This is a genomic window from Sphingobacterium sp. UGAL515B_05 (assembly GCF_033097525.1).
In the GTDB taxonomy this organism is placed as follows: domain Bacteria; phylum Bacteroidota; class Bacteroidia; order Sphingobacteriales; family Sphingobacteriaceae; genus Sphingobacterium.
In genome coordinates, this window is the sequence record NZ_CP109907.1 from 1488068 (window position 1) to 1505191 (window position 17124).

The 17124-nt window shown below is 37.9% G+C and carries 10 protein-coding genes; 9 read left to right on the forward strand and 1 reads right to left on the reverse strand.

Annotation, left to right across the window (positions count from 1 at the left end; translation table 11 throughout):
• Positions 1-9: 9 nt before the first annotated feature.
• A complete protein-coding gene (locus OK025_RS06070) occupies positions 10-2973 on the reverse strand; it encodes a SusC/RagA family TonB-linked outer membrane protein (RefSeq protein WP_317668705.1) in 2964 nt (987 codons plus the stop codon).
• A 659-nt stretch (positions 2974-3632) separates the two neighbouring features.
• On the opposite strand from OK025_RS06070, the gene OK025_RS06075 reads away from it, so the two are divergent.
• From OK025_RS06075 to OK025_RS06115, 9 genes are all read left to right on the forward strand, one after another.
• Positions 3633-4190 (forward strand): RNA polymerase sigma factor, encoded by a 558-nt coding sequence (locus OK025_RS06075; protein ID WP_317668706.1) that lies wholly within the window; start codon positions 3633-3635, stop codon positions 4188-4190.
• 210 nt (positions 4191-4400) lie between these two features.
• Positions 4401-5522: a FecR family protein gene (locus OK025_RS06080; RefSeq protein ID WP_317668707.1), complete on the forward strand. Its 1122-nt coding sequence runs from the start codon at positions 4401-4403 to the stop codon at positions 5520-5522.
• Positions 5523-5556: 34 nt separating this feature from the next.
• Positions 5557-9039 carry a SusC/RagA family TonB-linked outer membrane protein gene (locus OK025_RS06085; protein WP_317668708.1) on the forward strand — a complete coding sequence of 1161 codons (3483 nt, stop codon included), beginning with the start codon at positions 5557-5559 and terminating at the stop codon, positions 9037-9039.
• Positions 9040-9041: 2 nt separating this feature from the next.
• Positions 9042-10496: a RagB/SusD family nutrient uptake outer membrane protein gene (locus OK025_RS06090; protein WP_317668709.1), complete on the forward strand. Its 1455-nt coding sequence runs from the start codon at positions 9042-9044 to the stop codon at positions 10494-10496.
• Between the two features lie 8 nt (positions 10497-10504).
• Positions 10505-11287 carry a DUF4843 domain-containing protein gene (locus OK025_RS06095; RefSeq protein ID WP_317668710.1) on the forward strand — a complete coding sequence of 261 codons (783 nt, stop codon included), beginning with the start codon at positions 10505-10507 and terminating at the stop codon, positions 11285-11287.
• A gap of 7 nt (positions 11288-11294) precedes the next feature.
• Entirely contained in the window at positions 11295-12857 is a 1563-nt protein-coding gene (locus OK025_RS06100) for a PKD-like family lipoprotein (RefSeq protein ID WP_317668711.1), read from the forward strand.
• 75 nt (positions 12858-12932) lie between these two features.
• Entirely contained in the window at positions 12933-14426 is a 1494-nt protein-coding gene (locus OK025_RS06105) for a retropepsin-like aspartic protease (RefSeq protein ID WP_317668712.1), read from the forward strand.
• 45 nt (positions 14427-14471) lie between these two features.
• A complete protein-coding gene (locus OK025_RS06110; RefSeq protein WP_317668713.1) occupies positions 14472-15698 on the forward strand; it encodes a thioredoxin family protein in 1227 nt (408 codons plus the stop codon).
• Positions 15699-15710: 12 nt separating this feature from the next.
• Complete coding sequence (locus OK025_RS06115) at positions 15711-17054, forward strand: TlpA disulfide reductase family protein (RefSeq protein WP_317668714.1); 1344 nt, start codon at positions 15711-15713, stop codon at positions 17052-17054.
• The last annotated feature ends 70 nt before the right edge of the window (positions 17055-17124 follow it).

The following is a 17124-nucleotide window of genomic DNA, read 5'->3' on the forward strand; positions in this document are numbered from 1 at the left end:
TAACTCTCCTTAAAAATCTAGCTTAATACCTAATACAATCGTTTTTGGTAATCTCAGTCCTTCGCCTGTATCATACCCAAAGAAGTTAATCAACTCTGGGTCACGTCCCGAATATTTCGTGAGTGTAAGCAAGTTACTTCCACTGAGATAGAGGTAAAATTTAGAAAAGCGCGCATTCGACTTTTTGACCATCGATGTAAAGTCATAGCCAAATGTCAGATTACGCAATTTCACAAAAGATGCATCTTCCAAAAACATATCCTGCTCCGCTTGATACGGTGATACTGGAGACCACGGATTATATAACGGGTAGGCCTTTTCATCAAAGTTCTTTTCCCAATAGGTAATGTCCCGCACTGAGCTAAGTGAATGCCCCTCATCTTGGTTCGCAAAATCAAAATACCGCGCTGTTTGTGCATTTAACGCGTCTTTTTTCAGATTAAAGTACAATAAGAAGCTGAGGTCAAAGTTGTTCCATCCGAATCTATTATAAAATCCACCCGTAAACTTAGGAATGTAATTACCCATTAAAACACGATCCTTATCATTGATATCAAAATCGCCATTTGTATCTTCCCAGCGTGGATCACCACCTTTCATGGTTGTATCGTTATAGGTCAAAATTTTATGATCCGCATTTACAGGAACATCCAGATCGTTTTCATAGATCCCCTGATTTTTCAACACCCAAAATTGATCGATGCGATTACCCACAGCAAGTTTTCTGTTACCAATTTCTATCTCCTGCAAACCACGAGGTAGGGCTTTTAGCTGATTGGTATTAAAAGCGATATTAAAGGAACTATTCCAGGATAAACGATCAATAGCAGCAGGAAAATTGAAATTCAACGTAAAATCTACCCCTTTGTTATTGATGGCCATGCCACTCAACCGTTCATACTGATAACCAGATTCGGCGACAGTAGGCACTGTAAACACAACGTCTTTGTTATCCTTATTGTAAAACTCTATACGGGAAGTAATTTTGTCACCTTTCAAAGCGAAATCAATGCCGGCATTAAACATATCCGTATAGGCCCAGGGCAGATCGTAACCTACCCAACCGGACTGATATGGTCTGCTAATTGTACCTATTCCATTGTAGGAGATTACGTTTTTATTGGAACCCCAACCCAGTTCCGTACCATATTGCGGCCCCGCCGCTTCAATATCGGTGGATGGAAGATTGCCCAAACGTCCGCAGGACGCCAATATTTTAAGACCACCAATATCGTCGCTTTTGATAAGTGAATTAAAATCATATTCACCATTGAACGTGAAAGAAGTAAACCATCTATGGTCTTTTTGTACTGCTGAAGACCCATCTCGGCGAATGAGAGCTCCGATTTTTAAAGCTCGATCAATGGTATAAGTTCCACGGAAATAAGCTGACGCCAATCTAAAATCCATGCGATCCTGATAGTAATAAGGAATAAATCCTACGGACTTTAGGTAATTGGATTTTTGGCTGTCGCCTTCAACGACATTTACCTTGATAAAATCATTCGGCCCTTTGTAACCTTGAATAAAATTATACTTCTGCTTATCTGATTGGTAGCTAAATCCGGCTTCCACGAACAAATTGCTTTTATCGTTGATGGTATAACGATAATTCAATGTATTGTCAAAAGCCATTCGTTCATTATAGCCATAGTAATTCGAAACGTAATTGTTTCCTGACATCAAGGTTGATGGCCAAAATACATTACGAACATTTTCGTTATAATCCAGGTATAACTTGGGTGCGAAATTTAAATTTTTAAGGATAGCAAAATTTAAAGCAAAGGAACCCAACAAACTGGTGATATTGTTTTCATCCAAGGATTTTTCATACTCATCCACATACAGTCCATACAAATCCTTATTCGGAGACAAAGGAGTAGACAAATCCGGGATATAAGCGGTCTCCCCCAAACGCTCAGTGATCGAACGGTTTCTATCTCTGTTCAGTCGTGTTCCTTGAATCATACTCGATATCGTCAACCATCTTATGGGCAACATATTCAAGTAAAATGCCGCTTGGTAGCGATTTAGACTTGTTTCGTCTGCTGCGCCCGCATCACCAGCATAATTTCCAAAAAAACGAAAGTTAGCACGCTCGGAACCACCCTCTAAGCTACCATTGATATCGTAAATTGGCTTCGCTTTATAATAAAGATCGGTCCAGTTGGAAGGGCCATAAAAGTTAACGTTTGAAGAATCACTCAGATAAGCTGGATAAGCTGCCATTTGGCTCTCATTAGCATACTTAGCATAGAATGGAGTCCTAAATTTCTTTTCAAACTCAGCATTTATGGTGGTTACATTTGATGGTGTAGCATAACCATAATGACTGTTGACACTGATTTTCCTTTGACCAGCTTTTGCATTCTTTGTAGTAATATAGATCACACCATTCGCGGCTCTCGGTCCAAAGATAGCGGCAGTACTATAATCTTTCAGCACATTGATAGATTCAATATTATCTAGATTAAAAATACTGTTGATATTCGTTGCCGCACCAATCGGTTGGAGGTTATAATTCTGAATAGCATAGCTTAATGTTTGATCGTCAATTAGAGGGATACCATTCATAACGATCAGAGGCTTACTTTTATTGACATCTGCAATATCAACAATTGGGCGAGCTAAGCCGCGCACCAGTACATTTTGTTTTATTGTCCCCGGTTCTCCAGAAGATTCCTGAATATACACTCCTGCACTGGTCCCTTTCAACATCTGTTGCATCGTGAGATAGGGTCGCTTCTTTGCAGCAGCAATATTGACGGTATCTACACCTAGGTAAGGTTTGGTAGGATCCGAAGAGTAATAGATAATCGAATCTTTGGATACAGTATCTGCCTTCAATCCGAACTGCAACCTAAGGGAGCCTGTACCACGATTTGATATCGAAGGGGGCGCGGCTTCCAACTCAGGTAAACAACCTAAACTCAGCAGAAAAAATAACGTACAATAGCTTACATTTCTTTTCATAAACAGTACTCAAAAGGTTAAATGCCAGTATAATCCAGCACATCTTGGTTTTTAATCAATTAGACAGGTTTTTTATTGGTCCCGTATTCATTATGAGTGTAATATTACAGCTTTGAATCCATTCCGGCTTAACAGCTTCTTAACGCAATCGATTGCCCAAATGCCGAAAACGTTATAGTGTAAAAGCGACACTGTGGCCCCAAAAAACACATTTTATAGTTAGAGATTACTTCCTATTTTTTGTCTTTTAAGCATGTTTATCTTGGTCAATTGAATGAATTTATACCAACGATACCAGATAATAACTAGCAAAAAAATAGCATCAATACGTATACAGAGAATTTCATGAAGAGGGTGGACATCAGACATTGCGCCCGAGAGTTTAGAAAGGAAAACATCCCAAATCCACTAAAGAATACCGTTGCAATATTTTTTCTCTAAAAGCAACACAATTGATCATTATATCCCTATCGATAAAGTCGGAAATTTAATTTCGGTAGATAGTCCATAACCGGGTGATCCAAAATTAAAAGCTTTGATTGAAGAATGGATTAAAAATAAAAGTAGGTTGAATCGGGAACTATTCAATAGCTCCCGACTCAACATTTTTTTCCCTATCTTTTTTTTAGATACCTTTGTATCACAATGAAAAACTAAAAATGGATAGTACAATTGCATTTTGGCTAAAACAAATCGCAGAAGGCGACCGAACTGCATTCGATGCATTATACAATCATTTCTGGAAAACAATATACCAATACGTCTACCCAAAAACGAAAAACACCGAAGCAACTGAAGATATCCTGCATGACTTATTCTTGAGTATCTGGAAAAATCGAAGTAGATTGCAAGAAATCAATAATATCGAATCCTATCTAAAAACAGGTGCACGATACCTCACTTTCTCCTATTTCAACAAAAATAGCGGACAACATCAAGTGGAAATCGACAAAGTCGACATTGTCCTTGATGATGCTCCAATTGAAGATCGCTTACATTACCGCTATTTATTGGACCTCATTCAAGAAGAAATACAAAATCTTCCCGAACGTTGCCGAATTATTTTCAATGAAAGCCGTATCAACCACAAATCCATCAACCAGATAGCCCTCGAGTACGGCCTATCAAAAAGTACCGTTGAGAATCAACTAAACAAAGCCCTAAAACGTTTACGACTGGTTACCAAAGACTTCCACACCTTTCTCTCCTTTTTTTAATTTTTTTTCATTTTCACGTAGGTGCTTTTATCTTTTTCGATGACTATATCTATACGAGGCTAACCAAACGACCTGTGAAGTCATCATGATGTATTCAAGTGATACAGGATAATGAATATCACTGATAACTCAATCATAGCTGAAACAGTCGAAGGAAACATTAATCTCTTAAAGAGACTGCTTACTAATGAATAAACAGATTTTAACTAGATGAAAGTACCTAATACGCTGCAAAAACTAATCAAAAACTATCTATTGGGCTTTGAAAACAAGGCAGAATATGATACACTAAAAAAATGGTTTGATGAATCCGATGCACAAAGCATGCCTACAGACAGCGATATCCAGGCAGGCCAACTCATTGTCTTACAACGCCTAGGTAATAATCAACTATTTCATGAGCCGCGCACATTTAGTCAAAAGTATCGCTATGGAATTCGTATCGCAGCATCAATCACCATTGCTCTTGGTTTTGCTATGGCATACTATTATTACCAATATGCCATCTTTGACAAAATAGCTCCGCAACAACTAGCCTCAATACGACCAGTTAAAGAAAATGTGCAACTTACTTTTGAAGACGGTAAAGTGGTTATACTTAATGACCAAGGCAAACATACTCAAGCTATTGAAGGCGTTCAGGAAATCAAAAACGGAGAGCTTGTCTATAATGACAACGCAAATCACATCGTTCAAAATACACTTTCAACACCTCGGGGGCAACTATTTAAAATTGTACTCCCCGATGGAACCAAAGTATGGATGAATGCAAATAGCTCCTTAAGCTACCCTTCGAAATTCATAGGTCCAGAGCGGTTAGTAGAATTACATGGTGAAGCCTATTTTGAAGTTAGCAAAAATCCGGAGCAACCGTTCATCGTAAAAACAACCAATCAACAAGTCAGAGTTTTGGGTACACATTTCAATATCAATGCCTACGATAATGATCTTACGACGCAAACAACACTTGTTGAAGGTAAAGTTGAAGTACAGCATCAGCAGCAGAAAATACTCTTGACACCCAATCAACAAGCAACTTTTAAAGGCACAGCGCTAAGTAAGAAAAATGTAGATGCCGCCGAGTATATAACCTGGCGCGAAGGTTATTTTACCTTCCATAATGCCACAGCAAATGAAATCATGCAACAGTTAGCAAGATGGTACGATCTCAACGTCCGTCTTGACGACTCCGAAATAAACGAACGATTCAGTGGAAAAATCAATAAGCAGATGAATTTGCAGGAAATCCTAACCGTCCTCCAAACTGCTGGATTGAATTTCGATATCGTACAGAATAAAAATCAACAAAAAACAATCCTACTGAAAAACTAAATTATTAATACTGAACTTATAAAACATTAACCTAATGCAAAACAACAGGAAGGCCAAACCTTCGGTCCCATGGGATAACCATGTCCAAATTTCAGCAAACTCAGACGCCGTCACCTGGCCTCGGGCTTTTGTGGAGAGCAGTAATGACAGCAAATTACCCACCGTATTTACCCGAAAAAACAAACTGCGTTTTCACCTTGTTTCGGCGCTTTTGACCATCAGTTTGATGCAGCTCCATGGCACAACAAATGCGCAGCGCATCTCTATCAATTCAAATAAATCGTCCATCAAACAAGTTTTCCAGCAACTGGAAAAACAATCTGGTTATAGTTTTTTCTATAAAGACGTCATTCTCGAAAAAATTAAGGATACGGGTGTTAAACTCGAAAATAGCACCCTACAGCAAGCTTTAGATGCCATTCTTAAACCAAATGGTTTGGATTATGAGGTTGTTAATAGGACTGTAATTATTAAACCTATCTCAAAACCAATCCAAACCACTAAACTAATTAATAAAAACTTACAGAGCTATGTCACCGGAAGGATCCTAGATGAAAACGGCAAACCTATTCAGGGGGCATCTATTCGACTAAGAAACGATGAAAAGAAAGGTGTTAAAAGTCTAGTTGATGGAAGCTTTAACCTTCCCATAACCTCACTAAATGAAATTCTTATTATCTCTTCCTTAGGTTATGAAAAGAAAGAAGTTAAAGCTAGTTTGAATAAGGATGAAATGATCATTCAGTTAAAGCCACAAAATACCGCTCTGGATGAAGTTTCTATAGTTTCGACTGGTATCTTTAAAAAAGAAGACAAAAGTTTCACCGGAGCGTCTCGAACTATTTCTGCTAAGGAATTAAAACAATACGGTTCCCGCAACTTAGTAACATCACTTCGAAATATAGACCCATCGTTTAATATCATTGAAAGCAATTTATTTGGTTCCGATCCGAATAGGCTTCCAGAGATCCAAATGCGAGGGAATGCAAGTATCCCAAATGTTAATCAGATTCAAAGTGAAACGAAGACGCAATTAAATACCCCTTTAATAGTAATAGATGGATTTCAAACGACATTGCAAGCGTTGATTGATATCAATGAAAACGATGTTGAGGCTATTACGCTATTAAAAGATGCCGCAGCGACAGCTTTATACGGTTCCAGAGGTGCCAATGGAGTTATAGTTGTAACAACTAGAATGCCTCGTCCAGGAAAGCTGAGATTAACTTTTGGATCAGAATTAAAAATTGAGATGGCAGATTTAAGCGGCTACCATCTCCTCAATGCAAGGGATAAACTGGAACTCGAGCGGCAAGCTGGTTATTATGACAAAGCAAATGCTTATCAAGATATACCTTCAAAGCGATATTACAATTTTCTTCTCAACGAAATCAATAGTGGCGTAGAAACGGATTGGATGGCAATTCCCTTAAGAACCTCACATGCATTGAGAAATAACCTACGTCTTGAAGGTGGTGACCAGCAATTTCGGTATTCCGCAACCTTACAGAACAATAATACTGCGGGTGTGATGAAAGGTTCTTCACGAAATACAATAAATGGATCGATCACCTTATCATACACCTACAACAACCTATTATTTCGAAATTATCTGAATGTTAATAATGTCAAGAGTCAGGAATCTCCATACGGTACTTTTTCAGATTATGTTAAACTCAACCCATACTGGCGTCCTTACGATGTTAATGGGAATGTCAATAAAGTATTGGGCGATCCGGGAAATGATGACAACATATACGTAAGGGGTACCTTACCAACTAATCCCCTTTATGATGCGACATTAAAAACATTTGACAAAGGTGAAGAAACGCTAATCACAAACCAGACAGCTGTTGAGTGGAAAATCATAAAGGATCTCCTACTTACAGGTAAATTTAGTTTTACGAAAACAAATAGCCAAAATGATGCATTTAGACCCGCAGAACATACAAACTTTGCAAATTATACCGGTGATGATGTCTTTAGAAAAGGGGATTATGCTCTTGGAATTTCAAATGGAATGAGATATGAGGGTGGATTGAACCTATCTTACAGGACCAAAATAAAAGATAAACATCAGATCTTCGCAGGGGCTGAGGCAAATATTTTACAAAGTAAATCTTCCGACTATTCATTTTTAGCAGAGGGGTTTCCAAATTCTAATCTGGATTTCCCATCAATGGCTTTACAATATCAAAAGGGAGGAAAACCAAGTGGTAGAGAATACTTCTATCGAACGTTGGGATTTGTTGGAAATGCAAATTACAATTATGCCAATCGCTATTTTGTTGATGGTACATTTCGCTATGACGGATCATCCCAATTTGGATCAAACAAGAAATTCGCACCTTTTTGGTCTGCAGGTTTAGGCTGGAATATAGATGAAGAAAAATTTTTCAATAAAGAAGGAAAAATCAACAGACTGAAGCTGAGAGGGTCTGTAGGAACCTCAGGTTCTACAAACTTCGACACCTATCAGGCGCTCACGACTTACGCTTACTACACCGGTGATCGCTATTATAACTGGATAGGGTCCTATTTATTGGGAATGGGTAATCCCGACCTCAAATGGCAACAAGTCATGAAATATAATATTGGAACAGATGTCGATCTATTCAATCGCTACCTTCTTCTACAAGCAAATTATTATATCGAAAACACCAATGATTTAGTCTCGGCTATTAATACCCCGGCATCTAATGGTTTTGAATCCTACACATCAAACGTTGGAAAACTTCGCAATAAAGGATTCGAATTCTACGCAACAGTTTTTCTTATGAAAAAGCCAGAAGGAGTTACCTGGTCTGTTTCAGGAACGGTTTTACATAATAAAAATAAAATCATTAAAACCTCCGAAGCCTTGAAAGATGCGCAGAAAACGTTACAGGGAAACCAGTACGATGCTGCGCAGATGTATATAGAAGGATATTCTAGCAACGCGATTTGGGTTGTAAAATCTCTTGGGATAGATCCAAGTACAGGTAAGGAGCTATATTTATCATCGGATGGTACACCAACCTACACATGGAATGCAAATGATGTGACAGCAGTCGGAAATACAGATCCTAAAATATGGGGTAGTTTAAATACCATGGTACGCTATAAAGGATTGACATTCACTGCAGCCTTGAGTTATAAGTTCGGCGGACAAACGTATAATAAAACACTGGCCGACCGGGTAGAAACAGGGAATTATTCCAATAATGTTGATCAACGCGTATATACTGGCCGCTGGCAACAGCCCGGAGATATTGTTCCGTTTAAAGGACTATTAAATACTACGCCGACTTATAAAACATCCCGATTTGTACAAGACGAGAATACCTTTTATGCCCGGAATTTCAATGTTCAATATGATTTCCGTTATGCAAAATGGGTTAAAAAAATCGGTTTCGAAAATGTTAACGTAGGACTAAATATATCAGACCCATTTATCATATCAACTATTCGTCAAGAACGAGGAACCAGTTATCCATTTTCTCGTCAATTTACATTGAGTTTAAATGCAACTTTTTAAACATGAAAAAATCTATCTATATAATCTTGCTTGCTACCGCGTTTTATACAGTTTCATGCAACAAATTCTTGGATATCGTACCAAAAACCCAAGTTCCCCAGGATCAACAATTTGATACTGAACAAGGATTTAAAGATGCTTTGACTGGCGTCTATATTAATCTAAAAAATGAAAGTACATATGGCAAAGAATTAAGTTTTGCTACCATTGAAAATTTAGTATCAAGTTGGGATGTCACAAACAACACCGTCGAACAACAATTGGGCCTTTACAATTTCTCGGATAGTAAAGTAATCGACAAATTTAACCGAATCTTTAGCCAACAATATAAAACAATAGCTCATATCAATGCTATACTGCAACAAATCGATTTAAAAAAATCGGTCTTAAAAACAGCGGGTATATACGAAATCATAAAAGGGGAATGCCTCGGTTTAAGAGCCTTTATCCATTTAGATTTAATGCGCTTGTATGGTCCTATGCCTCAAAACCCTTCGATTGGCAACGAATTAGCCTATGTGACAGAATTTGGAAGAAATATCAATGCACATATTTCCTATGAATCCTACAAAGCACAACTATTGAACGACATCAAACAGGCAGAAGAACTTATTAAATCAGTAGATCCCATGCTTAACTATTCAATGGCAGATATACGCAACCCCAATGGGTATGGTAGTGCTTTTAAACCAGATGATGACTTTATCGCCTACCGGAATATGCGCATGAACTACTATGCAATAAAGGCATTGGAAGCTAGGGCGAACTTATGGTATGGAGATAACGACAAAGCATATTTAGCTGCAAAAGAGATCATCGAAGCACGTAACGAAAAAAATGTCCCTAAATTTCAATTAGCTGGTGGCGTCGAATATACAGCATCAAATTTTATGCTGACAACCGAACAAATTTTTGGCCTTTATGCTTATGATATGGCCAAAACTTATACAAATTATTTCGGAAACGGCCTCTACCGTAAAGGGACATCGGCCACAACAATTACAAATCAATTATACGGTAATACCGGCACCGATTTCAGGGAAGCTACCTTATGGAATTTAATTACCATGACTAACGGCTCAAAATATAACGTCATCAAAAAGTATCTCACAAATGAAAATAACGTTACTGTAAGCACGGATTATAAACAAATTCCACTACTTAGGACAAGTGAAATGTATCTAATTTTAGCTGAAACAGCACCATTTAATGAAGGTTTAGATTATTTTAAACAATTCAGACTCTCTCGGAATATTGGATCCACTGCTATACCACAAGATAAATCAAGCCTGCAATCAGAAATAATTAAAGAATATCGGAAAGAATTTTATGCTGAAGGTCAAGCATTTTACACTTACAAAAGGTTAAACGTTCCCAAAATCCAAGTGCTATTCGCTCCATCAGCAGCTTTAATTAATTACTTATTACCTATGCCAACGGTTGAATCATCTAATTAAGGAATACAATGAACAACTATAAATCTATACTATTTATGCTCTCAGTATGCACCATAATATTTATCTCCTGTGCAAAAGATGAGTACTATATTTTTAACGATGAAGCTCGTATTCAGTTTGGGCCTCCTATCGTACCGCGAGGAACGACTGTTTCGGAATATCAGGATACATTAAAAGGTGCGACTTTCTATTACGATGCTGAAAAAATCACTAGGGATACCATATACTTCGACATTTATACAATTGGTAAATTGTCCAATACAAACCGCAGCTATAAAATTGAGCAAATAAATCTACCAAATGTCGATAATGCTATCCCCGGAAAACATTATGTGGCATTTGACGACCCGAGTCTCACAAATGCATATAGCATCAATGCCGATTCAGTACATGCAAAGGTTCCAATTGTTATCTTACGCGATCCAGAATTAAAAGCCAAAACGATAAATCTCGGATTTCAATTAGTAGAAAACAACAATTTCAAGCTCGGAGAAAACAGCAAACTCTGGCGTAAACTCCAAATAACAGATCGTCTAAATAAACCCAATAATTGGACAACTACGATCTCTCAATACTATTTTGGAGCATATAGTGTCCGAAAACATCAATTTATGATTGAGACTACACAAGAAAGATGGGACGATAATTTTTTTTCAGAAGTATATAGCGCTATAGATCTAATCAACTATTATAAATCTGTCCTTGGCACTGCATTGATCGATTACAATAATGCGCACCCAGGCAATCCATTAAAAGATGAAAATGGAGAATTAATCACCTTTCCAAACTAAAACGAATATGAACAAGTTTCTCTATTATTTACTAATTGGACTTACACTAATTGTCTCCTCTTGTGCTAAAGATAAAAGCAACTACACATACAATACAGAAGAGTACATCGAAATTGAAGGTATCGAAGACAAGTATACAGCAGTTGCGTTTCAAGATACCATCAAGATTGAACCGCAGATCAGCTCAAACAAAGATGGTGATTTAGAATATAGCTGGGGCATATATGAAACAAATGTGCAAGGTCGATCGGCTCCAGTAGACACAATTAGTCATACGAAAAATCTAAAATACGCAGTCCATGAAGACGCAAAAGACTGGGTGCTGGTATTCCTTGCAAAGAATAAAAGAACAGGATACACCCAATATAAAACTACAACACTAACGGTCGCTACTGCTTTTACTAGAGGTTGGTACATATTGAAAGATGACGGTGCAAATTCAGATCTAGATCTTTTTCTAACCCCCCAAAGTATCATGGTCAATGGAAAAATCGAAAACGCGCTTAGCACAGCGAATGGTTCTAAACTTCAAGGAAGAGCAAGTAATTTCAGTTTTACATCTGCATACAAAAGTAATATCTTGAACCCTACAACATATGCAAATACAAGAACCTTATTTATCACCACAGAAAAAGATGTACAAGCTGTAGGCATTAATAATTTAAAAACAATCAGAGACAAATCAACACTATTTATCGGTGGAGACCAAAACATCGCTCCCCCAGTTGGTGCATTTGTTGGAAATTCTGCCATATATCTTATTAATAGAGGTGAATTATACAATATCTACTCCAATAACGTAAACAAAGGCCAATTTGGGAGCAAAGTAAGATATGACGACAATAATAGCCCATATAGCCTATCCCCTTATTTTGCAAGCCAATATAATGTAGATCCTATTTTATTTGATAACAACAGTAGTTCATTTGTTACGCTGGTAAATGGATCGGGATCTACATTGACGACTTTCTCAAATGTTGATGGGAATACATTACCTACGGTCAAAAACAATAAAACTGCTTTATATTTAGGATTCAAATCCACCACATACCTACCAGCACCGGATTACTATTATAAAAGACAGGGATACGCTATTTTGAAAGATAAAACGGATCCTTCCTTAAAATCCTTGTGTTTTCTAGAAGGCGACAGAACAAAACTGACGATTAAAAGTGAAACTTTAAGCCCGAGCTCTCTATTACAGAATGCCTCACTATATACCTTGTTGACTGAAGATGAAAATCTATTATATTTTGTCACCAATAACAATGTTTACAGCAGAAATCTTAGCAATGGTTTTGAACAATTACAATATGCTGTACCAAGTGGAGAACAAGTAACTTTTATCAAACATCTAAAATATGCCGTCACAACCGAGCCGGAATACAATTTCAATTTCTTTATCATAGGAAGTAAATCTGGCTCAAACTATAAAATAAGAATGTTTAAGAAAAACTCTGGAAATTTAGAATCTGTTCCCACTCAAATTTTAGAAGGAACTGGTTCCGCCAGATCAATCTTATATATCTCGCCAAGGGTCTCTGAAAGTAGTTATCCGAGTACCTATTAATTCATTATGGAGATCTAAAGCCATCTCTAAGGTTCTAAGAAAAACAGATGGTTAAAAGTATTTAAAACCAATTTTATGTGGTATATACAAACAAAAAAATCAATTTTAGTTGGGTTATGTGCCTTAGCTTGGGTCAGTAGCTATGCACAATCTACAGAAATATTTACCCAAAAACTGCTTCAAGCGTTCCAGCAGAAAGACACCGCTTTCATAGCTGGAGAATTGGCCCCCAACTTCTCAATAGCAGGACATACAGATGCTGGAGCCAGATTTCGTTTGAACCAAATTGTTAAAAACTATCCAGTTTCAAAAATTGAGTCAAAAACAGATAAAAAAACAAAAAAAGGCTCTCTAATAAGCCTAGACCTAATTAGTACGGAAAATAAAACGGTTCATACACACGCTTTACTAGATTCATCTGGTAAATTAATACATCTTTCATTATTCGACGAACTCTACGGGGTCAAGCGCATGGAAAAAACAAAATTACGTGCTATTATCCCCTTCGAAAACAAGAACGGCTCCATTTATCTCCAGGTCAAAATCAACGGATACGAAAAACCATTACGACTATTGTTTGATACTGGAGCGGACGGCATGGCTGTAAATCAACAATTAGCCGATGCTATTGGCCTAAAGGTCACAAGAGAGAATAATGCTTCTGTGGTTGGTGGCAATACCAAAATTCAAGTATCGGACAATAACAGCATTCTATTAGATACCTTAAAATTAAACGGACAGGGTATTGCGATATTCCCAGAAATGGGTAAAGAAGGTGATGGTATCATTGGTAATACATTGATTCGTCAATTTATTACTCACATCGATTACGACAAAAACTTAATTTCGCTGTATGATTTTGGAGATTTTCAATATAAAGACAAAGGAACTACCGTTTCGATTACAATGCCCGCGGGAGTAATGATTCTTCCCGGCCAACTTGAAATCATACAAGGCAAAACGTATACAGGACATTTTGTATTCGATACCGGAGCATCCTATGACCTCATCTGTTTCCGTCCATTTGTACGCCAAAATAAGTTACTTGTTAGTGGATTTAAGCCCGAAGCTCAGGCAGCAACCGTAAGCATGGGCGTCTCTTCACCGACCTTCTCCGGTAACAGTTATCAATTTGCTATTTCACCACTACCCGCCGTAAAAGGTTTACCTATTACATTAATGGGAGGTAGTTCCGCAAACGAGCAATGGAAGCCAGGATTTGACGGATCCATAGGTGTCCGACTCCTCAGCAGATACAATATCACAATCAATCTAGCAGATAATGAGGTCCATTTTTCTCCGAATAAACTACATACCGCCCCGCAAGACTTTCTGGTAAAAAACTATCAATTTGGATGGGACAATGTTGGTCGACTGAAAGCTTTAGGAATAATAGGTGCTCTTGAAAATCCCGATGGTTTAAAAGCAGGGACCATAATTCACAGGATCGACAATTACACCGCAGATCAACTGAAGAAAAAACCGATGCTAATTGAAGAAATAAGACTAAAAGCAAAGGAACAGTCCATTATTATTACAGTTGCAGACAATAAAACGGTTACAATTTAACAACTGAGAGGCCCTAAATATACAATCGCCCAAAACACAGATTAGATGAAAAAAAATATCTTCTATATGGTCACAACCTGTTGTGGTCTGCTCTTGTCATGCCTGTTGCATGCGCAGGAAAAAATAGTTCAAGGAACTTATGCCGAATGTCAAGCCCTGGCAAAAAAAGAGAACAAACTTATCCTTATTGACCTTTACTTTGTCGGATGTATGCCTTGTGCGGAGATGGATAAACAAGTGTTCCCAGACCCTGCTGTGGTCAGTGAACTCAAAGCCAATTATATTCTCTACAAAACCGACGTGATGAAGGAGATAGACGGCAAAAGGCTGGCCCGAAAATACGGTGCCCCCGGTTTCCCAACTTATGTTATTGTAAATCCAGATGGAAAAACGCTATTGACCGAATCAGGATTCTTTGGGGTAGACCGATTTGTCCCCTTCTTAAAAGAAGCCGTTCAACGCAGCAAATCCGAATTATTTCTAGCCTTTAATAATAGTCTGGACAATAACTATCCAGCGGCCTATAGTGAGCGGTTTATAAAGACTGGTGAGAAACACGATTTTGCAGAATTAGAAGGCTATCTGGATCAACAAAAAGACCTTTTCTGCGAAGCAGCATTTTTAGCCAATAGCGTTACCTCATTCCCGAAATACAACGATTGGGTTTACACACACCTACCTCAACTCATCAAGATGTACGGTAGTAATCTACTTCGGAATAAAATTTCAGCAATAGCATCAAAGAAAAGCAAACAATATGGTTCTGCGCAACAGCTGGACAGCTTAGAAAGTATGCTCACGTATATTCGTCCAACTTTTAATGACAAATTGTGGGATACCTTTTTACCCACGTTTATCTCCAATTATTACACAAGTTCCAAAGATGCCAATACCTATTTGAAATTGATCACGCAATTCAATCTTTACACGACTTGGGATCTTAGAAGCAATGCGTTCGGACAAGTCATCATAGACCAAGCGAAGGAGCCTAAAATACTAAATAAAATATTAGCCGAATACCAGCAACAGCAAAGTATAGGGCAACTAGATGTCATCGACAACTACCGCTTGACCTTACTTTATTACTATCTAAAAGACTTTAAAAACGCGACAAAATCTGTGCAAACACTCTTAAAAGCTGATCTGTCTAGCTCCAATCATTCCACACTAAAAAAAGAAATACTTGCTTTGAAAGATGCCATAGACAAAAAGAATCCAGATTTATTTCAAGCGAAAGATATCAAGAAAATTATCCCATTTAAACTTAGTTAAACCAATTCAATCATGATCAGAAAAACCATTTTATTATTGACGACATTCGTTTCATCGATTGTTGTGTTAGCACAACAACCGAGTAATGTTACCGGAACAACAGATCCTATTAAAGTAAAACGTGTAGGCCTATTCAAAGTACTCAATGGACGACTAAAAGAAATTGCAACAGCTATTCCGGATGCTGCTGGCCGATTTGGATTCCGTTTCACACCAGAGTATGAAGGCTTATATTCGATTGGTAGCGGAACCGCACAAAATCAACAGGGATTGTTCCGCTTCTATTTCAAAGGCAGTGAGGAACTTAATCTAAAATTGACACCGAGTGAATATGAACTTATTGGCAAGAATAGTCCCGAAAATGAGGCGCTTTATCATTGGGACAAACTTTCAAAAAGTTTCCATGATAAAGGAACAACTCCGGGAGGTATGAGTACCTATGTAGATTTCTTTCCTGAGGTGGAACAATTCAAAGGAAAACTCGATGGTATCAAAAAAGCAGTTAAAACCGGAAACACAAACTTCGATAAATTTTTCCCTGAAATAGTAGATTACGATTTTGCGTATTATGCCATCTCCTATTTATACATGCCCCGTACGGCACACCCGAGCAAAGAGGAAATGAGCGATTATTATACGCAATTTAATGCAGATCGCTTTCTCACAACTGAGCTTCTTAAATTTCCCTACGGAGATCGTTTCATGAGTAATATGGTGTACAGGAAGTTAGATTTGGCAACGAAACCGACATTTGATCAACAGGTTGCTGCGATAGGCCCCGATGTGCTTAAAGGACAATATGTGCTACAACGTCTCGAAGGAGCGCGCTCTTACAGCGACTTTCAGGAAATGAATAATACCTATAGAAAATACTTTACTTTACCTGAGCAGATTGAACGTGCAAAGATTGTTGAAGCTAAGCTTGTAGAGACAAAAACTGGTGTACCTGCATTTCAGTTTAGCTATCCGAATATTAGTGGTCAAAAAGTTAGCCTTGCGGACCTAAAAGGTAAAGTTGTTTTAATCGATATGTGGGCGACCTGGTGTGGTCCCTGTCGTGCAGAAGAACCACATTGGGAAAAATTGAACGAGGAATTCAAAAACAAATCAGTTGCTTTTGTTGGGGTTTCTGTTGATCAAGATAAACCCAAATGGGAGGCTTATGTAAAGGAAAAAAACTTAAAAGGGATCCAATTACACGCAGGATCTGGAAATACCCTATCAGACGCCTATAAAGTCAACTCGATTCCACGCTATATCCTCATCGACAAATCCGGCAATCTGATCTCAGCCGATAGTCCGAGACCAAGCGACCCTAAATTGAAGGCACTTCTCGAAGAATGGATAAATAAATAAGAAAATCCTACCATACATCTACATACACGAGGGGCCGTCCAACAAAATTGGATAGCCCCTTCGCATAGTT